Below are 25,891 nucleotides of genomic sequence, written 5' to 3'. Positions count from 1 at the left end.
CAATCTCGAGCAAGACATTCGCCCAGACCTGGAGATTCCGCGATCCCCGATGCTCCACGTGGAACCTGCAAAAAAAAACGCCCGGGGAGATCCCGGGCGTCCTTCGGTTCCACGTGGAACAGGCTGCGGTCAGAGACGCAGCGGCATCACCACGTGACGCGACTTCTCGCTGCTGGATTCACGAACCAGCGCAGAAGAGTTGGAATCGCGCAGCTGGATGATGACCTCCTCATCGCGCAGCGCGGAGAGGGCGTCCAGCAGGTAGTTCACGTTGAAGCCAATGGCCAGATCACTGACCGTGGTGTCGGCTTCGATCTCTTCCTGGGCTTCTTCCTGTTCCGGGTTGTGCGCGCTGATCTTCAGGTTGCCCGGCGAGACTTCCACGCGGATGCCGCGGTACTTCTCATTGGACAAGATCGCGGCGCGCTGCAGCGAGGCACGCAGTGCTTCACGATCAACCTTCACTTCGCGGTCGGCACCGATCGGAATCACCGCTTCGTAATCCGGGAAACGACCGTCGATCAGCTTCGAGGTGAAGGTGACATCGTCGCGCTTGACGCGCACGTGGCTGCGGCCGACTTCCAGTTCGATCTCGCGATCGCCGCTCTCCAGCAGGCGCTGCAGTTCGGTCACGCCCTTGCGCGGCACGATGATCTGGCGCTTGGAACCGCTGGGCTTGGCCAGATCGGTTTCGCACAGGGCCAGGCGATGGCCGTCGGTGGCGACCGTGCGCAGCGCATCGCCGCGCAGGTCGAACAGCAGGCCGTTGAGGTAGTAGCGCACGTCCTGCTGGGCCATCGCGAACGCAGTGCGCTCGATCAGTTCCTTCAGGGTTGCTTCGCCGATCGCCACACGCTCGGTAGCTTCCACTTCGTCCACCGACGGGAAGTCGTTGGAGGGCAGGGTAGCCAGGGTGAAGCGGCTACGGCCGGCCTGCACGGTGATCTTGTCACCGGTCTGCGAGACGGTAATCCGGCTGCCGTCGGGCAGGGCGCGGATGATCTCGAACAGCTTGCGGGCGGGAATGGTGGTTTCGCCGTCCTGGGCATCTTCAACCGCGATCCGCGACACCATCTCCACTTCCAGGTCGGTACCGGTCAGCGACAGCTGGCCGTTCTGCACCTGGACCAGGAAATTGGCCAGAACCGGAAGGGTCTGGCGGCGTTCGACCACGTTGACGACCTGTGCCAACGGCTTGAGAAAGGCTTCGCGCTGCAGTGTGAAACGCATGTGGTTCCGTGCCCCTATGCTTTAAAAAATGTGGAATAAATCAAAAGCTTGGTGGTGCTGGTAGAGACAGAATCGCTGGAAAACAACGCTAAGTCTTTGTAAATAAAAGGATTTCAGGCATCGAAACCCTCTGTATTACCGACCCCCAGGGGGTGGGGAAAGCTGTGGATAAAACCGGCGCGATTTCAAACGCCATTTTTATCCACAACGTGTCCCGCGCTTGCTACCGGATTCTGCACCGTTTTGTGCGATGACGCCTCATCGGCATCCGTGCATCATTCGCTCAGCTTCCGGATCAGCTTGTCCCAGTCCTCGCGGAGCTTGCCGTCGGTTTCCATCAGGGTCCGGATCTGGCGGCAGGCATGCAGCACCGTGGTGTGATCGCGACCGGCAAAGGCATCGCCGATCTCGGGCAGGCTGTGCTCGGTCAGTTCCTTGGTCAGGGCCATGGCGACCTGGCGCGGGCGTGCCAGCGAGCGGGTCCGACGCTTCGACAGCAGATCCTTGATCTGCAGGCCGTAGTAGTCGGCAACGGTTTTCTGGATGTTGGGAATGCTGATCGCCTGCTGCTGGGCGCGCAGCAGGTCGCGCAGGGTTTCCTGGGCGAATTCGGTGGTGATCGCGCGGCCGGTGAAATTGGCGCGGGCGGTCAGGGTATTGAGCGCGCCTTCGAGGTCGCGCACGTTGGAGCGCATCTTCTTGGCGATCAGGAACGCAACATCATCGGGAATCTCGGCACCGCGTTCGCGTGCCTTGGCCAGCACGATCGCGGCGCGGGTCTCGAAGTCCGGCGGTTCGATCGCGACCGACAGGCCCCAGGCAAGCCGCGACTTCAGGCGCGCTTCCAGGCCCTCGACTTCGCGCGGATAGCGGTCGCAGGTCAGGATGATCTGCTGCTTGCCATCGAACAACGCGTTGAAGGTGTGGAAGAACTCTTCCTGGGTGCGGTCCTTGCCGGCGAAGAACTGGATGTCATCGATCAGCAGCGCGTCCACCTGCTGGAACTGGCGCTTGAACTGATCCATGGTCTTTTCCTGCAGGGCCCGGATCATCGCGCTGAAGAACTGTTCCGAACGCAGGTACAGCACCTTCGCGCCCGGATTGGCCTGGCGCATGGCGTTGCCGGCGGCGAACATCAGGTGGGTCTTGCCCAGGCCGGTGCCCCCGTACAGCAGCAGCGGGTTGTGCGCGCGGTCGCCCGGCTTCTGCGCCGCCTGGAAGGCGGCGGCCAGGCCCAGCTGGTTGCTGCGGCCTTCGACGAAGTTGGCGAACGTGTAGTGGTTGTCCAGGTTGCCGGCGAACGGCACCTGCGGTTCGCTGGACACATGCGCCGACGGCGTGGAAACCGGCGCGTTCTGCGCCTCCACAGGGCGCGGGCGCGAGCCGATTTCAAGAAAAACGTCGCTGAAACCGGCGAAGTGCGCCAGCAGTTCGCGGATCCGGGCCAGGTACAGCTCGCGGACCTGGTCGACGATGAAGGCATTCGGTGCATACAGCACCAGGCTGTCCACGCGCAGATCGGCCTGCAGTGGCTTCAGCCAGGTATGAACGTCTTCCGGCGGGAACTCCGCTTCGAGGCGCTCGAGACTACGGGACCAAGCATCCATCAGCAATAATCGTCCGGTGGCCGGGGCATGGACGCGACAAGGCGCCCAAACACAGGCCTGAAAGGGGGGAAATGGATGGCTCAGACTACCACCGAGCGCCCGCCTTCGGAATGCTTGTCCCCTACTTATTCACAAAAACATCCACAGCTATTGCACAGCCCGGTGAATTCGCGTAGCTGCCAGGGGTTGACTTGGGGCAGGGTACCTCTCTAGAATTTCCGGTTCTTTCCGTCCCATTCATACGAGAGGCCCCCAATGGCCACGAAGCGCACCTACCAGCCCAGCAACCTCAAGCGTAAGCGCGACCACGGCTTCCGTGCCCGTATGAAGACCGCTGACGGCCGCAAGATCCTGTCGCGTCGCCGCGCCAAGGGCCGCAAAGTCCTGAGCGCCTGATTGCCATGCCGCACTCCGCGGCAGACGCAATCCCTTCGACAGTGAATACTGCAGACCCGCGCAAGCGATTCCCTCGCTCTGCGCGGGTTCGCACGCGTGCCGAATACTCAACGGTCTTCAACGGCGCCCGCCGTGTGTCCGATCCGCTGATGACCCTGCACTGGCTGCCGGCTGACCGGCCGGCCAGGCTGGGTCTGGCGGTTTCCCGCAAGGTTGATCCGAACGCCGTCGGGCGTAACCGGATCAAGCGCGTCCTGCGCGACATCCTGCGTCAGACACGTACCGACATCCAGCCAGGCGACTTTGTCGTCGTGGCTCGTAGTGCTGCGCGTTCCGCCAGCAACGACGAGATCCGCCAGGCCTTCCTGCGCCTGCTGCGTCGCCTGCGTGCATTGCCCACGCCGGGCGTGGACGGCACAATGCCGCCGCCTGATGGCATCGCAACTCCTTCTTTGACCGAGCCGGCATCGCGTCCCGGCCCCGCCGAGCCTGTCCGCTGATGAACCAGACCCGCGTATTCCTCATTTTTGCCTGGCTGATGGTGGCCGTGCTGCTGTGGATGGAGTGGAGCCGTGAAAAGGCTGCTCCGACCCCGGCACCAACCACCACGTCGGCCCCGGCCGCCGCACAGAGTGTTCCGGGCGCGAACCCCGGCGCCATCCCCAGCGCCCAGGTGCCGGGCGCCCCCGGCCAGGCCGCCGCACAGGCCCAGGCCAGCGCTACCCCGGCCAGCCAGCGCGTGACCGTCACCACCGACGTGCTGCGCCTGGTGCTCGACGGCGGTCGCGTGCTCGATGCCGAGCTGCTGCAGTTCCCGCAGACCAAGGACGAAGGCAGCCCGCCGGTCCGCCTGCTGACCGAAGACCCCGCGCACCCGTACAGCGCGATCAGTGGCTGGGCCAGCGAAGACAGGAACACCCCGGTCCCCGGCGCCGACGGCTTCAAGCTGGTGGGTGACACCAAGGACTTCGTGCTGGCCAAGGGCCAGAACGAGCTGCAGATCCCGTTCGTGTGGACCGCCGACAACGGCGTGACCATCAAGCGCACCCTGACCGTCTCGCGCAACGAGTACGCCGTGCGCTTCAAGGACGAAGTCAGCAACGCTGGCGCCGCGCCGTGGAACGGCTACGTCTACCGCACCCTGGACCGCACCCCGACCATCCTGTCGCGGAGCATGACCAACCCGGATTCCTTCAGCTTCAACGGTGCCACCTGGTACGACAACGACAAGAAGTACCAGCGTCGTGCGTTCAAGGACTACCTGGAAGACGGCACGCTGAACCAGAACATCACCGGCGGCTGGCTGGCGATGCTGCAGCACCACTTCTTCACCGCCTGGATCCCGCAGAAGGACCAGACCGCACACTACGTGCTGTCGCAGGTGGCCGGTCGTGACCTGATCGAAGCGCGTGGCCCGGCCTTCACCGTGGCCCCGGGCCAGTCCACCAGCACCGAAGCCCGCCTGTGGGTCGGCCCGAAGCTGGTCAACCTGATCGCCAAGGAAGACGTGCCGGGCCTGGACCGCGTGGTCGACTACAGCCGCTTCTCGATGATGGCGGTGATCGGCCAGGGCCTGTTCTGGGTGCTGAACCAGGTGCACAAGCTGGTCGGCAACTGGGGCTGGGCGATCGTCGGCCTGGTGGTGCTGCTGAAGCTGGTGCTGTACCCACTGTCGGCAACCCAGTACAAGAGCGGCGCCAAGATGCGTCGTTTCCAGCCGCGCATCGCGCAGCTGAAGGAACGCTATGGCGATGACCGCCAGAAGTTCCAGACCGCGATGATGGAGCTGTACAAGAAGGAAAAGATCAATCCGATGGGGGGCTGCCTGCCGATCCTCATCCAGATGCCGATCTTCTTCGCCCTGTACTGGGTGCTGGTGGAATCGGTCGAACTGCGCCAGGCGCCCTGGTTCGGCTGGATCCAGGACCTGACCGCACGCGACCCGTACTTCATCCTGCCGGTCATCAACGTGGCAGTGATGTGGTTCACCCAGAAGCTGACCCCGGCACCGGGCATGGACCCGATGCAGCAGAAGATGATGCAGTTCATGCCGCTGGTGTTCGGCGTCATGATGGCCTTCATGCCGTCCGGCCTGGTCCTGTACTGGGTGGTCAACGGCGGCCTGGGCCTGCTGCAGCAGTGGTGGATGACCAAGCGCCATGGCGGCGAGCCGGTCCCGGCCACCACCGCGCCGGCCCCGGTCAAAAAGAAGTAATCCCGACCTGTAGAGTCGACTGTTGGTCGACTGGCAGTAGAGCAGTCGACCAACAGTCGACTCTACTACCGCCCCGGTCGATGAGAAGCCCGCCGCAAGGCGGGCTTTTCGCATGCGGCGTTAGAATCGCCGGCACACCGTTCCTCCCACCTTCGAGTCCACCATGCAGCGTGCGTCGTCGTTCCGCCTGTTCCTGCCGTCGCTGTTGTTGACCCTGGTCGTTGCCGGCTGTGGCGACAAGGACGCGAAGGCGCCGGCGACCACGGTCACCCAGCCCAGCGCGCAGGCCGCGGCCGCCGCCGATCCTGCCGCTGCACCGTTGCTGGCCGCGCTGCAGAAGCAGCTCGACGGCTACCGCCGCATCATCGTGCTGCTGGCCGACGAGGAACAGCAGTCGGCTGCCGACCGCGGTACCTCCACGCGCGTGGGCCAGCAGCTGTTCCACGATGGCCTGGAACAGCGCACGGCCATCGCCGCGCAGTTCGACACGCTGCTGCGCGGCTCCAGTCCGCAGCGCTTCGCCACCCTCGGCACCGTGCTGGACTACATCGAGTCGGCGCCGGAACTGTTCGACGCCGACCGCCTGGCCTTCCGCGAAGTGCTGCGTGACCTGCATGAACGGGTCGGCACCGATTCGTCGCTGCCGGCGGTGAAGCTGCACCAGCGCATCGGTGAGGACCTGGAGGCGCTTGATGAGATCGAGCGCAACTACAACCAGGAACTGACCCGCATCTTCAGCCGCTTCGAGCGCACCCGCGCCATCGAACTGAAGCGTGAGAAGTGGGACGACTACATCGCCCACCTGCACAAGGACTACAGCCGCGAAGCGATCCTGCGCGACTATGGCGTGATCGAGCCGTACCCGATGTCGATGAAGGACAGCGACCGCGAGATCTTCGGCCGCGACCTGCCGGCCAAGACCGTTGTGCTCACCTTCGACGATGGCCCGCACAAGGCCTACACCGATGAAGTGGTGGCCATCCTCAAGCGCTACGATGTGCCGGGCGTGTTCTTCGAAGTGGGCCGCAACCTCGGCAAGGTCGAGGCCGACGGCAAGGTCAGCCTCGGCCCGATGGCGAAGATCAGCCGCAACCTGATGGAAGAGGGCTATGCGGTCGGCAATCACAGCCTGACCCACGCCCAGCTGTCGCGCACCACCGGTGACGCGCTGCGCCAGCAGGTGCTGGACACCGACACGCTGCTGAAGGATGTCGACAGCAAGCGCGCGCCGCTGTTCCGCTTCCCCTATGGCGCACGCAATGCCGAAGGCCTGCAGCTGCTCAACGAAGCCGGGCTGAAGTCGATCATGTGGAACATCGACTCGATGGACTGGGCCGACCCGGTGCCGGAATCGATCGTGCAGCGCGTGCTCGACCAGGTGAACAAGGAACAGCGCGGCATCATCCTGTTCCACGACATTCACGATCGTGCGGTGAAGGCGCTGCCGCAGATCCTCGACCGGCTGATCGCCGATGGCTACCAGTTCGCTGGCTGGAACGGCCGCGACTTCACGGTCGCCCGTGCGCGCAAGGGCGCGACCAACGATGCCACCGTCACCACCGGCTACGAGAAGTCCTGGGCGATCGTGGTCGGCATCGACAACTACGCCAAGTGGCCGAAGCTGGAGTACGCCAGCCACGATGCGCAGGCGGTGGCCGATACCCTGACCGGGCAGTTCGGCTTCCCGTCCTCGCAGGTGATCGTGCTGAAGAACGAGCAGGCCACGCGCAACAACATCCTGGCTGCCTTCCACGACCGCCTGGCCGATGACCGCACTGGCAAGAACGATCGCGTGTTCGTGTTCTTCGCCGGCCATGGCGCGACCCGCCAGCTCGCCTCCGGGCGCGACCTCGGCTACATCATCCCGGTCGATTCGGACCCGAAGGAATTCGCTACCGACGCCATCGCGATGACCGACATCCAGAACATCGCCGAGAGCATGCAGGCCAAGCACGTGATGTTCGTGATGGATGCCTGCTACAGCGGCCTGGGCCTGACCCGTGGCGGTCCATCGTCGTCGTCGTTCCTGCGCGAGAACGCGCGGCGCAGCGCGCGGCAGATGCTGACCGCCGGCGGTGCCGACCAGCAGGTGGCCGACGCCGGTCCGAACGGCCACTCGGTGTTCACCTGGGTGCTGCTGCAGGCATTGGCCGGCAAGGGCGACCTCAACGGCGATGGGCTGATCACCGGTACCGAACTGGCCGCCTACGTTGCGCCGGCCGTCTCAGCCGTTTCACACCAGACCCCGGCCTTCGGCAGCCTGCCCGGTTCGCAGGGCGGCGAGTTCGTGTTCCAGGTGCCGGACAGCCAGGAGTTCCTCAATGCCGATACGCGCCAGTTGACCGCCGATGCGATCGCACTGAACAACAAGGTTGAAGCCGCCAGCGAAGCCAAGGGCAGCCAGGCGCCGGTGACGGTGGCTGACCTGCAGGGCGGCAAGGCCAAGCTGGTGGTGCCCACTGCGGGCCCGGCGTCGGATCGCCAGCGCGCGCAGCAGGCCAATGACCGCGGCCTGCAGCTGTACCGCGAGAAGCAGTACGACGAGGCGGTGGCGCAGTTCACCGAGGCACTGAAGCTGCGTCCGGACTTCGCCCAGGCCGCCAACAACCTCGGCTTCGTCTACTACCGCCAGCAGCGCTATGCCGAAGCGGCGCGCTGGCTGGAGAACACGCTGAAGATCGACCCCTCGCGTGCAGTGGCCTATCTCAACCTGGGTGATGCCTACTTCAACGCCGGCGACAAGGCCAAGGCCAAGCAGGCCTACACCACCTACCTGGCCTTGCAGCCGCAGGGCAGTGGCGCTGCACAGGCGCGCGCACAGCTGGAGAAGCTCTGAGCCATGAACGACGCGATCCGCACCGACACCATCGTCGCCATCGGCAGTGCCCCTGGCGCCGGCGGTGTCGGCCTGCTGCGCCTGTCCGGCCCGCGTGCTGCGGCCATCGCCAATGCACTGGGCGCACCTGCACTGCGTCCGCGCCACGCGCACTACGCGCGCCTGCGTGATGCCGACGGCGAGGTCATCGACGATGGCATCGTGCTGTGGTTCCCGGCACCGAACAGCTTCACCGGCGAGGAAGTGGTGGAACTGCAGGGCCATGGCAGCCCGGTGCTGCTGCAGCAGCTGGTCGCGCGCTGCATCGCGCTCGGCGCGCGCCAGGCGCGGCCGGGTGAGTTCAGTGAACGGGCATTCCTCAACGGCAAGCTCGACCTGGCCCAGGCCGAGGCCATCGCCGACCTGATCGCTGCGGGCGACAACCGCGCCGCGCGCGCGGCACGTCGCTCGCTGGATGGCGTGTTCTCGCGCCGCATCGACGCCGTGGTCGAGCAGCTGGTGCTGCTGCGCATCCACGTGGAAGCGGCCATCGATTTTGCCGACGAACCGCTGGATACGCTCGGTGGCGCGCAGGTGCGGCGTGGGCTGGAACAGGCGCGCAGCGATCTGGCCCTGCTGCGCCGCGATGCCGAACGCGGCCGTCGCCTGCGCGATGGCCTGCACGCGGTGCTGATCGGTCCGCCGAACGCCGGCAAGAGTTCACTGCTCAACGCGCTGGCCGGCAGCGAACGCGCCATCGTCACCGACATCGCCGGTACCACCCGCGACACCCTGCGCGAGACCATCCGCCTGGACGGCCTGGAGCTGACCCTGGTCGACACCGCCGGCCTGCGCGACGGGGGTGACGCCATCGAACGCGAAGGCATGCGCCGCGCCCACGTGGAAATCGAGCGCACCGATCTGGCGCTGATCGTGCTGGATGCGCGCGATCCGGCGGCTGGCGAAGCGGCGCTGGGCGAGGCCGTGGCGGCGGTGCCGCACAAGGTCTACATCCACAACAAGTCGGACCTGCTGGAGGCGTTGCCGTCGCTGGACGATCCGGACCGCGTGTTCGTTTCGGCCGCCACCGGCGCCGGGCTCGACGATCTGCACGCGCGTCTGCGTTCGATCGCTTCGGCCGGGGCAGGGGAGCAGGTGGATGGCGAGTTCTCCGCGCGCACGCGCCATGTGGATGCAATCGAACGTGCGCAGGAACATGCGCAGCGCGCCGATGGCGAGCTGGCGCACGAGCACCTGGAGCTGGCCGCCGAGGAACTGCGGCTGGCGCATGACGCGCTGGGTGAGATCACTGGGCAGATGAGTGCCGATGATCTGCTGGGGAGGATCTTCTCCAGCTTCTGCATCGGCAAGTAAGCCTTGGTAGTGCCGGCCGCTGGCCGGCAACCCAGCCGAACGAGCTTCTCGGGATCGCTACGGAGTCGGAGCCCCTGCGGGGATCCGACCCCAGGTCCCCCACCTGTCACATTGCCGCCGCATACTGACGCCCATCACATACCGCTTGGGGAAGTCGCAGTGAAGTCGTGGGGTTGTGCGTTGCTGTTGTCGCTGTCCGTGGCACCATCGGTGGCCATGAGTGCTGAATCCTCCACCCCGGCCGCGCACAAGGTGTCGGTCTATGGCCATCGCGGGGCGAGCGCGTTGCTGCCCGAGCACACCCTGGCCGCCTATGCGCAGGCGATCGCCGATGGCGCCGACTACATCGAGCCGGACCTGGTGATGACCAGGGACGGAGTGATGGTGGCCCGCCACGAGAACGAGATCAGCGGCACCACTGATGTGGCCTCGCATCCCGAATTCGCCAGCCGCCGCACCAGCAAGGTCATCGACGGGCAGAAGGTGGACGGCTGGTTCACCGAAGACTTCACCCTGGCCGAGCTGAAGACCCTGTACGCGCGCGAGCGCCTGCCGGAACTGCGCAGCACCGCCTATGACGGCCAGTTCCGCATCGCCAGCCTGGACGAGATCCTCGCATTCCTTGTCCAGCAGGCCGGGCGTGCCAACCGTGGCATCGGCCTGGTGCCGGAGATCAAGCACCCGACCTACTTCCAGTCGATCGGCCTGCCGATGGAAGACAAGCTCCTGACCGCGCTGCGTGGCAATGCCTATACCAACGTCGGCCCGGTCACCATCCAGTCGTTCGAGACCGCCAACCTGCGCTACCTGCGCGGCAAGATCCCGCGCGGCAGCAACATCCGCCTGCTGCAACTGCTGTGGAAGGGCGACACCCAGCCGGCCGACATCGCCAAGGCCGGTGGCAAGCTGACCTACGCGCAGATGATGACTCCGGCAGGACTGAAGGACATCGCCAGCTACGCCGACAGCATCGGCCCGGAACTGCGCTCGATCATTCCGCTGGACGCCAAGGGCGCGCTGAGCACTCCGACCACGCTGGTACAGGACGCACATGCAGTGGGCCTGATGGTGATTCCGTACACCTTCCGTCCGGAGAACCACTTCCAGGCCAGCAACCTGCGCCAGGGCGCCGACAACGCGCGCAATGCCGAGGGTTCGATTGCCGAGATGCGTGCCTATCTGGCCACCGGCATCGATGCCTTCTTCACCGATGACCCGGCACTGGGCCGGCAGGCGGTGGATGGCATGGGCGCGGCGGGGAATGCGGCGAACTGACGGACTCTGGTAGGTGCCAACCTTGGTTGGCACACAACAACCGCGCCGACCAAGGTCGGCCACTACCGGTTCATGAGGGTGCCGGCCAGCGGCCGGCACTACCGGGGCATTTTCAGCCGCGCGGCTCGTCTGGCCGGCGGAATGGAATCACCACGTAGTCCTGACCTTCGCGCGGCTGCCACAGCACCGGCACGCGCTGCGGTGACGGCGGTTCCAGCTCGTCGTCGGCCAGCGGTTCGGCCTCGTCTTCTTCGTCTTCCCAGCTGTAGCGCGGGCGCGGCGGCAGCGGGTCGGCGTTGCGGAACAGCAGCGCGGCGATGATGCCGGCGAAGGCGCCGCCCATGTGCGACTGCCAGGACACGCCGTCGGCGTGCGGCAGGATGGTCATCAGCATGCCGCCGTAGAACAGCATGCCGATCAGGCCGGTGGCAATCGCTGCACGGTCGCGGCGCAGCAGGCCCAGGCTGGCCAGCAGGAACATCAGGCCATGGGTGACGCCGCTGGCGCCCAGGTGCACGCTGCCCGGATTGCCCAGCATCCACGCACCGATGCCCGAGCCCAGCCACAGCAGGGGCAGGGCGCGCACGGTGGCTTTCGGGTAGACGCTGCCGGCCAGCGTGCCCAGGATCAGGATCGCGATGCTGTTGGCGGCGATGTGCTCGACCGAGGCATGCAGCATCGGGCCGCCGATCAGGCCAAGCAGGCCCTTGGCTTCCAGCGGCGCGACCGCCCAGGGCCGCCAGTCGAAGGTGCCCTGCAGGGCGAACACGGCCACCAGCACCAGCACGGCGGCCAGGCTGACATTGAACGCCCGCAGGATGCGCGAGCGGTCATTGCGGGGGGCCGGCAGGTCGCCAGCGGGCAGAGGCGCGTTGTTGTCCATACCTCAGCAATGGCGGTGACTGGCGCGAAACCAAGGCCACCGCAACGGGAGAGTGGGTGCGGCCGGCGGGACAATCCCGCCGGCCGGCCATGATCAGGTGTGGCCGGAGCCTTCCTTCGGCGGGTACTTCAGGCTCAGTACCACGGTGGCGGCGATGATCACCGCGACCACGCCCAGCGACACCGGGGTCGGGATCTTGAACAGGTCGATGATCATCATCTTGATGCCGATGAAGCCCAGCACCAGCGCCAGGCCATACGGCAGCAGGTGGAAGCGGTCGGCCATGCCGGCCAGCAGGAAGAACATCGCGCGCAGGCCCAGCACCGCGAACACGTTGGAGGTGAGCACGATGAACGGGTCGGTGGTGATCGCGAAAATCGCCGGGATGCTGTCCACGGCGAAGATCACGTCGGTGACCGCGATCAGGATCAGCACCGCGAACAGCGGGGTGAACCAGCGCACGCCGTCGCGCTTCACGCTCAGTGCGTTGCCGGCATAGTCCGGCAGCAGGCGCAGGTGCTTGCGCATCCAGCGCAGGGCGGGATTGGTTTCCAGGTCCGGCTCCTGGCCGGCGGCGAACCACATCTTCCAGCCGGTGAACAGCAGGAAGGCGCCGAACACGTAGAGCAGCCAATGGAACTGGCTGATCAGCACGCTGCCGGCGAAGATCATGATCGTACGCAGCACGATCGCACCCAGGATGCCGATGATCAGCACCTTCTGGCGCTGCTCCTCCGGCACCGCGAAGTAGCTCATGATCATCAGGAACACAAAGATGTTGTCGACCGCCAGCGCCTTCTCGACCAGGTAGCCGGTCAGGAACTCGAGGCCGACCTTGTTCGCCACCACCTGGCCTGCGGTCTCATTCAGGTAGTACCAGAGGCCCGCATTGAACAGCAGGGCCAGCGCGACCCAGCCGATGGACCACCACAGGGCCTCCTTGAAGGTGACCTTGTGCGGTCCACCATGGCGCATCAACACGAGGTCGACCAGCAGGGCGATGACCACCACCGCTGCGAAGCCGCCCCACAACCACACGTTACCGATCGTCTGCATTGGGAATGTCCGTTGGAAAGATGAATGCCAGGCCGGACGGCGAGGATCTGCAACGGAGGATCGGGAGGGGGATCCAGGGACAGAGCTTCGCCAGTACGGCGAAGGTCTCGCTCGCAGTTCCAGTCGGCTGGAACTGCCGTTGCACCGGAGCCTGCGGGCTCGAAATGACGGCGACAACGTCTGGGAGCTACTCCCCTTCTGGCGCCGATTCTGCCGTCTGGCCCCGCCGCCGTCAAATGGGGAGGCCAGGGGTCGGATCCCCAAAGGGGCTCCGACCCCATCGTCGCCACACTGGGGTCAGAGCCCCTGCGGGGATCCGACCCCCGGCGCCCGGTTTACAATGGGTGGATGAATACCCCCCTTCCGATTGTCCGCCTCAAGAATGCGTGGCGTTCCAGCCACCCGTGGATCTTCCAGAAACTGGTCGAGAAACCGACCGTCCGGCCCAAGCCCGGTTCCATCGTCGACGTGGTCGGCATCGATGGCGAGTTCATTGGCCGCGGGTTCTACAACGGGCACTCGCGCATTGCCGTGCGCATCCTCGAAACCGACCAGAACGTGCCGGTCGATGCCGGCTGGTTCTCGCGCAAGATCGCCCAGGCGGTGTCGCTGCGCCGTGAGGTGCTGAAGCTCGACGCGGTCTCCGACGCCTGGCGCGTGGTGCACAGCGAAGGCGACGGCCTGTCCGGCCTGGTGGTGGATCGCTACGGCGACCTGGTGGTGGTCGAGTTCTTCGCCGCCGGCATGTTCCGCCACCGCGAATGGATCTACGACGCCCTGCGCGAGCAGTTCCCGGGCTGCCGTTTCCACAGCTTTGCCGACGAACACGTGCAGAAGCAGGAGAGCTTCGACTTCCACGGCAACACCACCACCGAAGCGTCGGTGATCACCGAGTACGGCATCAAGTTCCGCGCCGACCCGGCCGGCGCGCACAAGACCGGTTTCTTCGCCGACCAGCGCGAGAACCGCGAGTGGCTGAGCCAGCAGGTGGAAGGCAAGAGCGTGCTGGACCTGTGCTGCAACACCGGCGGTTTCGCCGTGTATGCCGCTGCGCGTGGCGCTTCGGAAGTGGTCGGCATCGACATCGATGAGGACGTCATCCAGATCGCCAAGGGCAATTCGCGCCTGAACAACGTGCGCCCGAAGTTCATCCAGTCCGACATCTTCCCGTGGCTGCGCGACGCCGCCAACCGCGGCGAGCAGTACGACGTGGTGATCCTGGATCCGGCGAAGATGACCCGCGACCGCGACCAGGTCATCACCGCGCTGAAGAAGTACCTGGACATGAACAAGCTGGCGCTGGGCGTGGTCAAGCCGGGTGGCCTGTTCGCCACGTTCTCCTGCACCGGCCTGGTGGCCGAGGACCAGTTCCTCGACATGCTGCGCCGCGCGGCCTATTTCTCTGGCCGCACGATCCAGATCCTGAAGGTCGCTGGTGCGGGTCCGGACCATCCGTTCATGGCCCACGTGCAGGAATCGCGTTACCTGAAGGCCGTGTTCTGCCGCGTGGTCGACTGACCGCGGGACGATGTAGAGGCGAGCCGCGCCACCTGATCCTGGGGGCGCCATTGTTTCGAACGCATCGCAATGCGCGGGAAGCTGGCCGCTGGGCCGTGAATACGATTCATGCTCGACTCGCGGTGCCTGGCAGCCGAGCGTGAGCCCGACTCTACAAATCTGCCGGCTGCAGCGCTATGGTCGGGCTCTTCCCATTGCCGGTGAGAGCCCATGCCATCGTTGCGCCACCTGTCCGTCGTGCTTGCCCTGGCGCTGTGTGCGCCGCTGTCGGCTCATGCCATCGAGTTCAGCGCACAGGAACTGGCCCGCGCCAAGGCGCTGCAGCAGCGCCTGGTCACGCTCGACAGCCACCTGGATACGCCGGCCAATTTCGGCCGGACCGGCTTCGACATCGAGCAGCGCCACGACCGCAACGCACTCTCGCAAGTGGACTACCCGCGCATGGTCGAGGGCGCGCTGGACGGTGGCTTCTGGGCGATCTACACCGATCAGGGCGACCGCAGCCCAGCCGCGCACCTCGCCGAGCGTGACCATGGCCTGCAGCGGCTGCTGGAGATCCGCGAAATGCTGGCCGCCAATCCCGAGCGTTTCGCGCTGGCATTGACCGCCGATGACGCGGCACGGATCAAGGCCGCCGGCAAGCGCGTGGTCTACATCAGCATGGAAAACGCCAGCCCGCTGGTGGAAGACCCCAGCCTGCTCTCGTTCTACCACCGTGCCGGCCTGCGCCTGCTCAGTACCGTGCACTTCGCCAACAACGAGTTCGCCGATTCGGCCACCGACCCCAAGGGAGCGGAATGGAAAGGCCTGAGCCCGGCCGGCAAGGACCTGGTGCAGCAGGCGGTGAAGCTGGGCATCGTGATCGACCAGTCGCATGCGTCCGACGCGGTGTTCGATGACCTGCTGGCAATGATGCCGGTGCCCTTCGTGCTGTCGCACAGCTCAGCCAAGGCGGTCTACGACCACCCGCGCAATCTTGATGACGCGCGCCTGCGCAAGCTGGCCAAGGCCGGCGGCGTGATCCAGGTGAACGCCTATGGCGGCTACCTGATCGACACCGCAAAGACACCCGAGCGCAAGCAGGCCGAGGAAGCGCTGAGCAAGCAGCTGGGTGGCTGGGAAGGCATGGGCATCGAGCAGGGCGTCGCCCTGCTGAAGGCCGAGCAGGCGCTGGACCACGAACACCCGGTGCGCCATGCCAGCCTCGACGACTTCTTCGCCCACTTCGAGCACATCCTCAAGGTGGTCGGCCCCGAGCACGTGGGCATCGGCCTGGACTGGGATGGCGGCGGTGGCCTGAGCGACCTGCCCGATGTCAGCCAGCTGCCGAAGATCACCGCGTGGCTGCTGCGCAAGGGTTACACCGAGCAGCAGATTGCCGGCATCTGGGGCGGCAACCTGCTGCGGGTGATGCGCCAGGCGCAGGACTACGCGGCAAAGCAGGGCGGTTGACCGCCCTGCGGTAGTGCCGGCCGCTGGCCGGCATTGCCCGTATCAACAGGATGAGAGGTGCCGGCCAGCGGCCGGCACTACCGGCGATCCGGTTATTTCGCGATCAGCGCGTGGCGACGGCTGTACAGGAAGTACAGCACCAGGCCGGCCACGTTCCACAGCAGGAAATACAGCTGGGTGGTGTGCGGCAGGCTGAGGAACAGGTAGATGCAGCCCAGCGCGGCCAGCGGGCCGACCACGAAGGCCAGCGGCGTGCGGAACGTGCGCTCGCGGTTCGGCTCGCGCAGGCGCAGCACCACCAGGCAGATGCCGACGGCGGTGAACGCGGCCAGGGTACCGGCGTTGGCCAGCGCGGCAATCTCGTCCAGGCGCGCCACACCGGCCAGCGCCGACACCACCACTGCGGTGAACAGCGTGGTCGCCACCGGCGTGCCGGTGCGCGCGTTGACCTTGGACAGGCCACGCGGCAGCAGGCCATCACGGCTCATCACGAAGAAGATGCGGCTCTGGCCGTACAGGAAGGCCAGCAGCACGGTCGGCAGGGCGATGATCGCGATCACGCCGATCACCATCGCCGCGGTCGGATGGCCCAGCTGGCGCATGATCAGCGCCAGCGGCTCGGCGCTGTGGCCGAACACGGCGTAGCTCATCGCACCCACGGCGGCCAGCGCCACCAGCACGTAGACGATGGTGCAGCCGATCATCGAACCGATGATGCCGATCGACAGGTCGCGGCCCGGGTTCTTGGTTTCCTCGGCGGCGGTGGAGATCGCATCGAAGCCGTAGAAGGCGAAGAAGATGATCGCCGCGGCCGCCATCACGCCGTGCTCAACGCCGTCAGGGCCCATCGACTTGGCGAAGCCATACGGCATGAACGGCTGCAGGTTGGCGCTGTCGAAGGCGGGCAGGGCCACGGCCACGAAGATGGCCAGCGCGATCAGCTTGAACACCACCAGGACGGCGTTGAGGGTGGCGCTTTCCTTGGTGCCGGCCATCAGCATGCCGGCCACCAGCCAGGTGATGATGATCGCCGGCAGGTTGATCATGCCGCCTTCCACGTGCGGGCCGGCCGCCAGCCAGGCCGGCAGGTGCACGTTCCAGCCGAACTGGGTGTGGACCCATTCGAGGAAGCCGACGAAGTAGCCGGACCAGCCCACCGCCACCGTACTCACCACCAGCGAGTACTCCAGGATCAGACTCCAGCCCACCACCCAGGCAAACACCTCGCCCAGCGCACTGTAGCTGTAGGTGTAGGCACTGCCGGCGGCCGGCATCATCGTCGACAGCTCGGCGTAGGACAGCGCCGCGCAGGCGCAGACCGCACCGGCGATGGCGAAGGAGATCAGCACGGCCGGGCCGGCCAGGTTGGCACCGACGCCGATCAGCGTGTAGATGCCGGTACCGACGATGGCGCCAATACCCAACGCGATCAGGTGCGGCCAGCTGAGCGTCGGGATCAGACGCCTGCCGGCTTCGTGGACGGTGACGGAATCTAGGGACTTGCGCCGGAACAGGGACATGCAGGCCTCGGAAGGGGTGACTAAGAACGACAAGTTCCCGAGTGTGACCGAACGCAGCGCAGCATTACCACTGACGGGGGTCATGCATGGCGGGGCGCGCGCTGCACCCCGGCCACGCTGCCGGAATCGGCACAAATGCTGGCAGGGTTCGAAATGATTCGATCCCTCAAGGCGAGCCCGGAGGCGATTGAAGTACGAGAGCAGGGGCCAGATCGATGCTGACCCGCTGCGGATCGATCACCGGCGCCGCACCTTGGGTTCTCAACTGGGCCACCAGCACTTCGAAGCCATGCGCGCGGCCGAACGCGTGCTCGTCCAGGGTCAACGGCAGCAGCTGCAGGAAGTCGAATCGTCCCGATGGCAGTTGCTGGGGTCCCGGAAAGTGCAATGACGGCACGAAGACGGCCGCCTGCAGCATGCTCCCTGCGTGATCCACCGGCCCCCCCAGCTTCAGCCGGTCCCATGGCGCCAACGGATTGCCGGGCATGCGTGAGTGGCACAGCAGCAGGTGGTACGCGGTGAACCAGCGCAAGGTGGTCAGCGCCCACGTCGCTTCATCCTGCGTCTCAAGCATCAGTTCGATGCCCCACCCCGAATCTCCATCTTCGTGCCGCCCTTCCCAGGGGTTGGACAGGCCGGTGCTGACATAGATCCAGTGCCGTCGATCACCGTGCGGAGGGCACGCATTGACGCCGACATGCAGCCAGCGCGGGTCGATCTGCTCCTGCTTGAAGACGTTGCGCAGCAGATCCATGTCGAGGGGGTAGATCCCCGGTCCGGTATCGCCGAACAACCGCCGGTACAGCGTCTCCTCCCGATACTCCCAGCTGCGCTCCAGCAGGGTGTCGTCGTCGATGGTGCTCACTCAGCCACCCTGCCGGGCCAGCGGCAGCCGTCTTCCTGCCAGGCTTCGGGGTCGTCGTGGAAGGTGGTGCTGCGGCCATCGCGGGCGCGTTCGTAACGCAGATCCAGCACCAGGGCACCCTGCGTGCTCAGCAGGTAGCGGCCGTTGAGGCGTCCGTCGATGCGTTCTTCCCAGACGCTGTCGAACTGGTACGGGCGATCTTCGGCCAGCACCGTGGTCTCCATCGAGATCCGGTGCAGGGGCAGGCGCTCGCGCTGCCCGGCGTAGCGCACATCGGCCCGGCCGTCTTTCAGCCAGCGCCATTCCAGGTGGATGCTGTCATTGCGACCGCCGCTCAGGCAGCGATGGTCCTGCACGGTGGTACCAGAGGCGGTGCCGGCGAGCAGTAGTGCGACCGCGGTTGCCAGCCAGGCCTTCATCCGTTCAACCCCAACCGGATGCCGAACCCGACAAGGAACAGGCCGGCCACCCGGCGCAGCGCATCGCTGATGCGCGGATGCTGGATCAACCGGCGGCGGGCCAGGTTGCCCACACCGATCAGCATCGAGCAGTAGGCGATGCTGACCACCAGGATGATGCCGGCCAGGGCCGCGAAGGTGGCGATGCCCTGGTGCGCCTTCGGATCGATGAACAGCGGCAGGAAGGCCATGTAGAACAGGATCGCCTTCGGGTTGAGCAGGCTGACCAGGATCGCCTGCTGGAAGTAGCGGCCCGGCTGCATGCGGATCGGGCCGGCGTCACCGCCCTCGTGCTTCGGCGTGCGCAGCAGGCTGATGCCCACCCATACCAGGTAGGCCGCACCCAGGTACTGCACAGCGTGGAAGACCAAGGGGTTGGCCTTCAGCAGTGCGGCGACACCGGCCAGCGCCAGCCACATCAGGATCTGGTCACCGACCAGCAGGCCGGCCAGTGCGGTGTAGCCGCCGCGCACGCCGCCACGGCCGGTGGCGGTCAGCAGGGTGAAGGTGCCGGGGCCGGGCAGGGCGAGAAACACCAGCACAGCGACCAGAAACGTCCACAGGTCCTGGATGCCCATCCACGGCATGGCGGTGTTCTCTCTTACGGGGGGCTGCCATTGTCGGCCAGCACCGGGGTGGGCGACAGGGGGTGGGGGAGTCCATCGGGCATGCCAGACAGCAGCGGTTGCAGGTGCTGGCGCAGCTGCGCATGCAGCTGCCGCACCGCCGGCGAGAACTGCTTGCGGTGCGGGCACACCAGCTGCAGCGGAATGTGGCTGCCGACGCCGTCGAGCAGCAGCTGCAGGCGTCCGGCCAGCACGTCTTCGCGCAGGTCCAGCCAGGATTTGTAGGTGATGCCTTCGCCGGCCACCGCCCAGCGCCGCACCACGTCGGCGTCGTCGCAGACCAGCGGGCCGCGCACCGGGATCACGGTGCGGCGCCCTTCGACCTCGAACGACCAGCGATCGTAGGCGCGGCCACTGAGCTGGTAGACCAGGCAATCGTGCTCGCGCAGTTCGTCCAGGCGCACCGGCGTGCCCCGTCGCTGCAGGTAATCGGGCGAAGCCGCGAGCACACGACGGTTGCCTTCGAGCAGGGGCAGGGCCACGTAGCTGGCGTCGTCGAAGTGGCCGATGCGGATCGCCACATCGACCGGATCGCGGAACACGTCGGCCACTTCATCGGACAGCCGCAGGTGCAGGCGCAGCCGTGGATGCGCGGCTCGGAACGCGGTCAGCCACGGCAGCAGCAGGTTGCGACCAAAGTCCGACGGCGCCGACAGCTGCAGCGTGCCATGCAGTTCGGCGTCCTCGCCCTGCACGCGGGCCCGCCCTTCGCGCAGGGTAGCCAGCACCTCCTGCGCATACGGCAGGTACAGCGCGCCCTCGCCGGTCAGGCGCAGGCTGCGGGTGGTACGCACGAACAGGCGCAGGTCCAGTTCGCGTTCCAGCCGCGCCACGGCTGCAGCGACCTGTCCGGGTAACAGATCGGCCTCGCGGGCCGCCTGGGAGAAGCTGCCCAGTGCGGCCGTGCGGACGAACAACTGCAGGTCGTCGAAGCGGATCATCTTCATTGCCGGAGTGAAAGTGCTGCCCGATTCTGCGCCTTTCTGAGCGACCGTGCGCGGCGCAACCTGTGCACTCCTTCCCCACTGGACCGCTGCCATGCGCGCCATTGCCTACACCCACGCCGGCCTGCCGATCGACGACACCCGGGCCCTGATCGATATCGAACTGGAACTGCCGCAGCCCGGCCCACGCGACCTGCGGGTGGCGGTGCGCGCGGTGGCGGTGAACCCGGTCGACACCAAGGTCCGCCGCGGCGTGGCCACCGACGGCCCGCGCGTGCTGGGCTGGGACGCGGTCGGCATCGTCGACGCGGTGGGCAGCGAGGTCACCCTGTTCCAGCCTGGCGACGCGGTCTACTACGCCGGCGTGATCGACCGCCCGGGCAGCAATGCCGAGTACCAGCTGGTGGACGAGCGCAGCGTCGGCCGCAAGCCGGCCAGTCTCGACGATGCGGCCGCCGCCGCGCTGCCACTGACCGCGATCACGGCCTGGGAGCTGCTGTTCGACCGCCTGCGCATTCCGGAGGGCGGCGGTGAAGGCCAGACCCTGCTGGTGATCGGTGCTGCTGGCGGTGTCGGTTCGATCCTGGTGCAGCTGGCGCGGAAGCTGACGAAACTGACGGTGATCGGCACCGCATCGCGCCCGGACACCCAGGACTGGGTGTATGCGATGGGCGCACACCACGTGATCGACCACCGCCTGCCGCTGGCCGAGGGACTGGCACGGCTGGGCATCAGCGAGGTGCAGCACGTGGCCAGCCTGACCCACTCCGACCAGCACTACGCGCAGATCGTGGAGCTGCTGGCGCCGCAGGGCCAGTTCGGCCTGATCGACGATCCGGGCCAGGTGGACGTGATGGCGCTCAAGCGCAAGGCACTGTCGCTGCACTGGGAGTCGATGTTCACCCGCCCGCTGTACAAGACCGCGGACATGCAGCGCCAGCACGACCTGCTGAACCGGGTGGCCGAGCTGATCGATGCCGGCGTGCTGCAGACAACGCTGGGCGAGCATTTCGGGCGCATCGACGCGGCCAACCTGCGGCGCGCGCATGCGCTGCTGGAGAGTCACCGCGCCAAGGGCAAGATCGTGCTGGAAGGCTGGTAAGGCCGGGTCGTTCCCGCGCCCTTGGGGTCGCTCTTGGGATCAGATCCCTTTCCCCCGGGAAAGGGATCTGACCCCTGCCTCAGGCCACGCCGTTGTCGACGTGTTCGGCGAAACCGGGCTGCTGGCGCAGGCGTTCGAACCACGCCGCGAGGTGTGGCAGCGCGGGCTTGTGGCCGGGTGTGCTGCGCCAGCGCTGGGTCGACAGCCCCAGCACGATATCTGCAAGGGTGAAGGTGCTGCCCGCCACGTAGGCTTCGGTGGCGGCCAGCTGTGCATCAAGCACCCCCATCAACCGGTTCCACTGCGCCAGGCTGGCCTCGGCGCGGGCATCGTCCGGGTAGTCCGGATGCTGGCGCACGCGCGCCATGAACACATGGCGCCAGGCGCTGTTGAGGTCGCTGGACTGCCAGTCCATCCACTGCTCCACCCGGGCCCGGGCCTGCGCTGCTGCGGGCAGCAGGTCGTCACGGCCGGCGCGGGCAGCAAGGTAGCGGCAGATGCTGTTGGACTCCCACAGCACGAAGTCGCCATCGCGCAGCACCGGTACCTGCCGGTTCGGATTCAGTGCGGCCAGCAGGTCCGCGGGTGGCGCAGGCTCGTGGCGCAGGGGCAGATCCAGCCCCGCGCACAGCCACAGGACCTTGCGCACGTTGATGGAGGTGGGCTTTCCGTACAGAGCGAGCATGGTTCTGGCGCAGCAGCTGAGACTCCGCCAGCCTACACTTGCCCCATGCAAACCGAATATCTGCTCATTGGCGGCCTTCTATTGGCCGTGCTCATCCTGCAGCTTGTCGCCCTGCTGCGCCGCCCGCCGCACGACCGCCTCGAACAGGCGGTGCGTGAGGAGGCGCGCGCCGGTCGCAGCGAGCTGCGCGAACAGCTCGATGGCTTTGCCCGCGCGCTGACCGATCTGTCCACCCGCACCGACCAGCGCCTGGACCTGCTGCGCGAGGCGCTGGGCGAGGACGCCCGCAAGGCGCGTGCCGAGGCGGCGGAGAGCCAGCAGCGTGGCGCCGCACTCATGGGGCAGCGCCTGCAGGAACTGCGCGGCCAGCTGGAAACCTTCGGCCAGCAGCAGGAAGCGCGCATCCACGCCTTCGGCCAGCAGCTGCAGGAACTCACCGGGCGTACCGACACCCAGCTGGGTGCGTTGCGCCAGACCTTGGTCGATGACGCGCGCAAGGGCCGAGAGGAAGGCGCGCAGTCGCAGCAGCGCCTGACCGAAAGCCTTGGCCTGCGCCTGCAGGAACTGACCCAGCGCAACGAACAGCGCATCGCCGAGATGCGCGCCACGCTGGAAGAGCAGCTGCGCGCGCTGCAGAACGACAATGCGCAGAAGCTGGAGCAGATGCGCCACACCGTGGACGAAAAGCTGCAGTCGACGCTGGAAACACGCCTGGGCAACTCCTTCAAGCTGGTTTCCGAGCGCCTGGAACAGGTGCAGCGCGGTCTTGGCGAGATGCAGCAGCTGGCCACCGGCGTTGGCGATCTCAAGCGTGTGCTGACCAACGTCAAGAACCGTGGCAGCTGGGGCGAAGTACAGCTGGAGAACATCCTCGAACAGACGCTCACCCAGGAACAGTACGCGCGGGCAGTGAAGGTACGCCCGGACAGTGGCGAGATGGTCGATATCGCGGTGCGCCTGCCGGGCCGCAGCAGCGACGACACGCCGGTGTGGCTGCCGATCGACTCCAAGTTCCCGCGCGAGGACTACGAGCGCCTGCTCGACGCGCAGGAACAGGGTGACGCCGACGGCGTGCGCCTGCAGGGCATCCAGCTTGAACGCGCGGTGCGCGTGCAGGCCAAGTCGATCTGCGACAAGTACATCGCGCCGCCGCACACCACCGACTTCGCGGTGATGTTCCTGCCAACCGAAGGCCTGTATGCCGAAGTGATCCGGCGCCCGGGCCTGGTCGACCTGTTGCAGCGCGAGCACCGCGTGGTGGTGGCTGGACCGACCACGGTCACCGCGCTGCTCAACAGCCTGCAGATGGGCTTCCGCACGCTGGCCATCGAGCAGCGTTCCAGCGAGGTGTGGAGCCTGCTGGGTGCGGTGAAGAGCGAGTTCGGCAAGTTCGCCGGCATTCTCGAGAAGGCCGAGAAGCAGATCACCACGGTCGGCCGCAGCATCGGCGAAGCCAGCCGCAAGACGCGCACCATCGAACGGCGCCTGCGCGGCGTGGAGTCGCTGGCGTCAGAGCAGGCGCAATCCCTGCTGGGCGGCCTGGCCGATGCTGATGCCACGGCCGAGGACGAAGGCAACGAAGGCGACGAAGGCGACGAAGCCTGAGCTACGTCGACACGCCGCCTGCATGGTCGATGCGTATGCTGGCGGCCTGTCCTACTGGATCAGGTAACGCCATGCGCCTGCGCCTCTGCACCAGTCTCATCCTGACCGCGCTGCTTGTCGCCTGCAGCAGCGCACCGCCGGCTGCCAATCCGGCGGCGGCACCCGCCGCAGCCACCAGCCCCGAAGCAGCCGAGGCCTACCGCGAAGCGCGCGATGTGGACTGCCAGGCCGCTGGCGGCACCCTGCAGCGGCTGGGCCGGCTGCAGCGCGAACAGTGCGTGATTCCCTACGCCGATGCGGGCAAGGCCTGCAGCCGCAAGAGCGACTGCACGGGCCAGTGCCTTGCCGGCGGCGAAGTGGCGGTTGGCAGCCCCGCCACCGGCACCTGCCAGCGCGATGCCCGCCAGAACTTCGGCTGCCGCCAGCGCATTGATGAGGGCAAGGCGCAGGGCATGATCTGCGTGGACTGATCGTAGTGCTGGCAGCCTCATGAACCCTTGCGAACGATCGCACGATTGCCGGCCAGCGGCCGGCACGACCGACATCGCGCGGCGCTATGCTGGTGGGCCATTCCCCGCTGTTGCCGGAGCCCCCGCGTGAGCACTTCGATCCAGGACATTTCCCTCACCACCATCGACGGCCAGCCGTCCTCGCTTGCCGACTACCAGGGCAAGGTACTGCTGCTGGTCAACGTCGCCTCCAAGTGCGGCTTGACCCCGCAGTACGAAGGCCTGCAGGCGCTGTATGCGGAAAAGCACGCACAGGGCCTGGAAGTGCTGGGCTTCCCGGCCAACAACTTCCTCGGCCAGGAGCCTGGCAGCGAAGCGGAGATCCACCAGTTCTGCCAGCTCACCTACGATGTCAGTTTCCCGATGTTCTCCAAGATCAGCGTGGCCGGTGACGACACCCACCCGCTGTACCAGCAGCTGACCGCTGCGCAGCCGCAGTCGATCGGCGAAGGCCCGCTGCGCGAGCGCCTGGCCAGCAAGGAGATTCCGATCCACGCCGCGCCGGCGGTGCTGTGGAACTTCGAGAAGTTCCTGGTCGGCCGCGACGGCAAGGTCATCGCCCGCTTCGCCCCGGACGTGGCGGCTGACGACGCGCGCCTGCGCGAAGCCATCGAAGCCGCGCTGGCTGCCTGATCGGCCGGGGTCGGATCCCTTTCCACGTGAAAGGGCTCCGACCCCACCCACGGCGCCAAAGAAAAACCCCGCCGAGGCGGGGTTTTTCATGCGTCGCTGACAGGACTCAGTGCGTCCACTGCGGCATCGGCATCGCATCGACCGGGATCGGCGAATTGGCGTCGTCGTGGCCGCGCTCGCGCTTGCTGCGCAGATCGTTCTCGATCTGGTAGTTGCGACGCTGCATCCATGCATCGCGCACCAGCGAGTACTCGTCCACGGCAGTGTCACGCAGGTCGTCGATCGCCAGCAGCTGCGCGCGGGTATCGACCAGCTGCAGGCCCTGCAGGCCGATGCGGACCTTGTCCTCTTCGATACGGCGGATCGGCGACAGCGGAATGTCGCCGGCCAGGCCGAACACGTCGCGCACGGTACGCGGGCCGAAGAACGGCAGTTCCACGTAGCGCGAACGACGCCAGCCCCAGGCACCCAGGGTCTGGCCGAAGTCCTCATTGCGGCGCGGCACCATCGCCTTGCTGGCCGGATCGAACAGGCCACCGATGCCCAGCGTGCTGTTCATCAGGAAGCGGCCGAGGCTGTCCCATGCATCGGCACCGCGGCCCTGCAGCAGCTGGTTGGTGATGGTCACCGGCGCGCGCAGGTTGCTGAAGAAGTTGCTGACGCCGGTGCGGGCGAAGCGCGGCACCACGTGGGTATAGGCGGTGGCCAGCGGACGCGCGACGCCGCGGTCGACCGCGTTGTTGAACTTGTGCACCTTGCGGTTGAACGGTTCCCACGGATCGTAGGCCGCTGCGTTGGTGGTGTTGCCGGCACCGCCATAGAGGGCATCGAAGTCGTCATCGCCACCGGGCGCGGTGGCGGCTGAGGTCTTCGCCGCGCTGCCGTCGCCGCTGTCGGTGGGAGCAGCCGGCGACGATGCGGCAGCAGCCGGCGGATTGGCCACCGGCGCGACCAGGGCAGCGTCAGCCGTGCCGGCATCGGTGGCCGCGACGGCGGGCGAGGTGGAAGAACTGGCCGGGACCACGGTGCTGGCTGCCGGTGCATCGCTGCGCGCGGGCTTGCCGGCACAGGCGGTGAGGGCGGTGGCCAGGACGATCAGGGGGAGAGTGCGCACGACGTTCAT

At 66.7% G+C, this 25,891-nt stretch carries 23 protein-coding genes; 12 read left to right on the top strand and 11 right to left on the bottom strand.

Features of this window, described 5'->3' with window-relative positions; genetic code table 11:
• Positions 1-129 precede the first annotated feature (129 nt).
• Together dnaN and dnaA are read right to left on the bottom strand one after the other, a co-directional pair.
• The gene (dnaN, locus tag AC5P5S_RS10105; protein ID WP_005411731.1) at positions 130-1,230 is read right to left on the bottom strand and encodes a DNA polymerase III subunit beta; all 1,101 of its coding nucleotides are present in this window, start codon (positions 1,228-1,230) and stop codon (positions 130-132) included.
• Positions 1,231-1,505: 275 nt separating this feature from the next.
• Complete coding sequence (gene dnaA / locus AC5P5S_RS10100; RefSeq protein ID WP_005411730.1) at positions 1,506-2,837, bottom strand: chromosomal replication initiator protein DnaA; 1,332 nt, start codon at positions 2,835-2,837, stop codon at positions 1,506-1,508.
• 255 nt (positions 2,838-3,092) lie between these two features.
• On the opposite strand from dnaA, the gene rpmH reads away from it, so the two are divergent.
• From rpmH to AC5P5S_RS10070, 6 genes are all read left to right on the top strand, one after another.
• Positions 3,093-3,233: a 50S ribosomal protein L34 gene (gene rpmH / locus AC5P5S_RS10095; RefSeq protein WP_005411729.1), complete on the top strand. Its 141-nt coding sequence runs from the start codon at positions 3,093-3,095 to the stop codon at positions 3,231-3,233.
• Between the two features lie 5 nt (positions 3,234-3,238).
• On the top strand, positions 3,239-3,733 hold the full coding sequence (gene rnpA, locus AC5P5S_RS10090; RefSeq protein ID WP_012481687.1) for a ribonuclease P protein component: 495 nt from the start codon (positions 3,239-3,241) through the stop codon (positions 3,731-3,733).
• On the top strand, positions 3,733-5,448 hold the full coding sequence (gene yidC, locus AC5P5S_RS10085) for a membrane protein insertase YidC (protein ID WP_012481686.1): 1,716 nt from the start codon (positions 3,733-3,735) through the stop codon (positions 5,446-5,448). The genes rnpA and yidC overlap by 1 nt, the downstream gene beginning before the upstream one ends.
• Positions 5,449-5,611: 163 nt before the next feature.
• Complete coding sequence (locus AC5P5S_RS10080) at positions 5,612-8,284, top strand: polysaccharide deacetylase family protein (protein WP_049418150.1); 2,673 nt, start codon at positions 5,612-5,614, stop codon at positions 8,282-8,284.
• 3 nt (positions 8,285-8,287) lie between these two features.
• Positions 8,288-9,637 carry a tRNA uridine-5-carboxymethylaminomethyl(34) synthesis GTPase MnmE gene (mnmE, locus tag AC5P5S_RS10075; protein WP_231336660.1) on the top strand — a complete coding sequence of 450 codons (1,350 nt, stop codon included), beginning with the start codon at positions 8,288-8,290 and terminating at the stop codon, positions 9,635-9,637.
• Between the two features lie 159 nt (positions 9,638-9,796).
• Positions 9,797-10,912: a glycerophosphodiester phosphodiesterase gene (locus tag AC5P5S_RS10070; RefSeq protein WP_495276313.1), complete on the top strand. Its 1,116-nt coding sequence runs from the start codon at positions 9,797-9,799 to the stop codon at positions 10,910-10,912.
• Between the two features lie 112 nt (positions 10,913-11,024).
• On the opposite strand, the gene AC5P5S_RS10065 is transcribed toward AC5P5S_RS10070, so the two are convergent.
• Together AC5P5S_RS10065 and AC5P5S_RS10060 are read right to left on the bottom strand one after the other, a co-directional pair.
• Complete coding sequence (locus AC5P5S_RS10065) at positions 11,025-11,795, bottom strand: rhomboid family intramembrane serine protease (protein ID WP_012481682.1); 771 nt, start codon at positions 11,793-11,795, stop codon at positions 11,025-11,027.
• 93 nt (positions 11,796-11,888) lie between these two features.
• The gene (locus AC5P5S_RS10060; RefSeq protein ID WP_062606442.1) at positions 11,889-12,851 is read right to left on the bottom strand and encodes a TerC family protein; all 963 of its coding nucleotides are present in this window, start codon (positions 12,849-12,851) and stop codon (positions 11,889-11,891) included.
• A gap of 348 nt (positions 12,852-13,199) precedes the next feature.
• On the opposite strand from AC5P5S_RS10060, the gene AC5P5S_RS10055 reads away from it, so the two are divergent.
• Both AC5P5S_RS10055 and AC5P5S_RS10050 read left to right on the top strand, forming a co-directional pair.
• Positions 13,200-14,369: a class I SAM-dependent rRNA methyltransferase gene (locus tag AC5P5S_RS10055; protein ID WP_005411721.1), complete on the top strand. Its 1,170-nt coding sequence runs from the start codon at positions 13,200-13,202 to the stop codon at positions 14,367-14,369.
• A 210-nt stretch (positions 14,370-14,579) separates the two neighbouring features.
• The gene (locus tag AC5P5S_RS10050) at positions 14,580-15,821 is read left to right on the top strand and encodes a dipeptidase (protein ID WP_059033052.1); all 1,242 of its coding nucleotides are present in this window, start codon (positions 14,580-14,582) and stop codon (positions 15,819-15,821) included.
• A 92-nt stretch (positions 15,822-15,913) separates the two neighbouring features.
• Here the strand turns inward: AC5P5S_RS10050 and AC5P5S_RS10045 are convergent, their stop codons facing one another.
• The 5 genes from AC5P5S_RS10045 to AC5P5S_RS10025 form a co-directional block, all read right to left on the bottom strand.
• Positions 15,914-17,341 carry an amino acid permease gene (locus tag AC5P5S_RS10045; RefSeq protein ID WP_012481681.1) on the bottom strand — a complete coding sequence of 476 codons (1,428 nt, stop codon included), beginning with the start codon at positions 17,339-17,341 and terminating at the stop codon, positions 15,914-15,916.
• 166 nt (positions 17,342-17,507) lie between these two features.
• Complete coding sequence (locus AC5P5S_RS10040) at positions 17,508-18,206, bottom strand: suppressor of fused domain protein (protein ID WP_005411718.1); 699 nt, start codon at positions 18,204-18,206, stop codon at positions 17,508-17,510.
• Positions 18,203-18,625, bottom strand: coding sequence for a hypothetical protein (locus AC5P5S_RS10035; RefSeq protein WP_005411717.1), 423 nt, complete (start codon positions 18,623-18,625; stop codon positions 18,203-18,205). The genes AC5P5S_RS10040 and AC5P5S_RS10035 overlap by 4 nt, the downstream gene beginning before the upstream one ends.
• Positions 18,622-19,251: a leucine efflux protein LeuE gene (gene leuE / locus AC5P5S_RS10030; protein WP_005411716.1), complete on the bottom strand. Its 630-nt coding sequence runs from the start codon at positions 19,249-19,251 to the stop codon at positions 18,622-18,624. Before leuE ends, AC5P5S_RS10035 begins: the two co-directional genes overlap by 4 nt.
• 14 nt (positions 19,252-19,265) lie before the next feature.
• The gene (locus tag AC5P5S_RS10025) at positions 19,266-20,237 is read right to left on the bottom strand and encodes a LysR family transcriptional regulator (RefSeq protein WP_049395268.1); all 972 of its coding nucleotides are present in this window, start codon (positions 20,235-20,237) and stop codon (positions 19,266-19,268) included.
• A gap of 91 nt (positions 20,238-20,328) precedes the next feature.
• Between AC5P5S_RS10025 and AC5P5S_RS10020 the strand changes: the two genes are divergently transcribed.
• Positions 20,329-21,336, top strand: a complete 1,008-nt coding sequence (locus tag AC5P5S_RS10020) for a zinc-binding alcohol dehydrogenase family protein (protein WP_049395267.1) — start codon at positions 20,329-20,331, stop codon at positions 21,334-21,336.
• A 79-nt stretch (positions 21,337-21,415) separates the two neighbouring features.
• Here AC5P5S_RS10020 and AC5P5S_RS10015 read toward each other — a convergent pair whose 3' ends face one another.
• A complete protein-coding gene (locus tag AC5P5S_RS10015) occupies positions 21,416-22,021 on the bottom strand; it encodes a glutathione S-transferase family protein (RefSeq protein WP_062606438.1) in 606 nt (201 codons plus the stop codon).
• Between the two features lie 45 nt (positions 22,022-22,066).
• Between AC5P5S_RS10015 and AC5P5S_RS10010 the strand changes: the two genes are divergently transcribed.
• The 3 genes from AC5P5S_RS10010 to AC5P5S_RS10000 all read left to right on the top strand — a co-directional run bounded on the left by AC5P5S_RS10010 (position 22,067) and on the right by AC5P5S_RS10000 (position 24,768).
• A complete protein-coding gene (locus AC5P5S_RS10010; RefSeq protein WP_062606436.1) occupies positions 22,067-23,626 on the top strand; it encodes a DNA recombination protein RmuC in 1,560 nt (519 codons plus the stop codon).
• Positions 23,627-23,697: 71 nt separating this feature from the next.
• The gene (locus tag AC5P5S_RS10005) at positions 23,698-24,096 is read left to right on the top strand and encodes a hypothetical protein (protein ID WP_005411711.1); all 399 of its coding nucleotides are present in this window, start codon (positions 23,698-23,700) and stop codon (positions 24,094-24,096) included.
• Between the two features lie 126 nt (positions 24,097-24,222).
• Positions 24,223-24,768, top strand: coding sequence for a glutathione peroxidase (locus AC5P5S_RS10000; RefSeq protein ID WP_049417750.1), 546 nt, complete (start codon positions 24,223-24,225; stop codon positions 24,766-24,768).
• A 106-nt stretch (positions 24,769-24,874) separates the two neighbouring features.
• Here the strand turns inward: AC5P5S_RS10000 and AC5P5S_RS09995 are convergent, their stop codons facing one another.
• On the bottom strand, positions 24,875-25,891 hold the full coding sequence (locus AC5P5S_RS09995; RefSeq protein WP_043035321.1) for an MlaA family lipoprotein: 1,017 nt from the start codon (positions 25,889-25,891) through the stop codon (positions 24,875-24,877).

This window comes from Stenotrophomonas sp. YJH_SMC_54, assembly GCF_059368435.1.
The sequence above is the reverse complement of the archived record's forward strand: the minus strand, read 5'-3'. Positions and strand labels throughout refer to the sequence as shown.

Coding starts and splice junctions, on each gene's coding strand:
- dnaN (WP_005411731.1), bottom strand. CDS start 1,230: ATGCGTTTCACACTGCAGCGCGAAGCCTTTCTCAAGCCGTTGGCACAG.
- dnaA (WP_005411730.1), bottom strand. CDS start 2,837: ATGGATGCTTGGTCCCGTAGTCTCGAGCGCCTCGAAGCGGAGTTCCCG.
- rpmH (WP_005411729.1), top strand. CDS start 3,093: ATGGCCACGAAGCGCACCTACCAGCCCAGCAACCTCAAGCGTAAGCGC.
- rnpA (WP_012481687.1), top strand. CDS start 3,239: ATGCCGCACTCCGCGGCAGACGCAATCCCTTCGACAGTGAATACTGCA.
- yidC (WP_012481686.1), top strand. CDS start 3,733: ATGAACCAGACCCGCGTATTCCTCATTTTTGCCTGGCTGATGGTGGCC.
- AC5P5S_RS10080 (WP_049418150.1), top strand. CDS start 5,612: ATGCAGCGTGCGTCGTCGTTCCGCCTGTTCCTGCCGTCGCTGTTGTTG.
- mnmE (WP_231336660.1), top strand. CDS start 8,288: ATGAACGACGCGATCCGCACCGACACCATCGTCGCCATCGGCAGTGCC.
- AC5P5S_RS10065 (WP_012481682.1), bottom strand. CDS start 11,795: ATGGACAACAACGCGCCTCTGCCCGCTGGCGACCTGCCGGCCCCCCGC.
- AC5P5S_RS10060 (WP_062606442.1), bottom strand. CDS start 12,851: ATGCAGACGATCGGTAACGTGTGGTTGTGGGGCGGCTTCGCAGCGGTG.
- AC5P5S_RS10055 (WP_005411721.1), top strand. CDS start 13,200: ATGAATACCCCCCTTCCGATTGTCCGCCTCAAGAATGCGTGGCGTTCC.
- AC5P5S_RS10050 (WP_059033052.1), top strand. CDS start 14,580: ATGCCATCGTTGCGCCACCTGTCCGTCGTGCTTGCCCTGGCGCTGTGT.
- AC5P5S_RS10045 (WP_012481681.1), bottom strand. CDS start 17,341: ATGTCCCTGTTCCGGCGCAAGTCCCTAGATTCCGTCACCGTCCACGAA.
- AC5P5S_RS10035 (WP_005411717.1), bottom strand. CDS start 18,625: ATGAAGGCCTGGCTGGCAACCGCGGTCGCACTACTGCTCGCCGGCACC.
- leuE (WP_005411716.1), bottom strand. CDS start 19,251: ATGCCGTGGATGGGCATCCAGGACCTGTGGACGTTTCTGGTCGCTGTG.
- AC5P5S_RS10025 (WP_049395268.1), bottom strand. CDS start 20,237: ATGAAGATGATCCGCTTCGACGACCTGCAGTTGTTCGTCCGCACGGCC.
- AC5P5S_RS10020 (WP_049395267.1), top strand. CDS start 20,329: ATGCGCGCCATTGCCTACACCCACGCCGGCCTGCCGATCGACGACACC.
- AC5P5S_RS10015 (WP_062606438.1), bottom strand. CDS start 22,021: ATGCTCGCTCTGTACGGAAAGCCCACCTCCATCAACGTGCGCAAGGTC.
- AC5P5S_RS10010 (WP_062606436.1), top strand. CDS start 22,067: ATGCAAACCGAATATCTGCTCATTGGCGGCCTTCTATTGGCCGTGCTC.
- AC5P5S_RS10005 (WP_005411711.1), top strand. CDS start 23,698: ATGCGCCTGCGCCTCTGCACCAGTCTCATCCTGACCGCGCTGCTTGTC.
- AC5P5S_RS09995 (WP_043035321.1), bottom strand. CDS start 25,891: ATGAACGTCGTGCGCACTCTCCCCCTGATCGTCCTGGCCACCGCCCTC.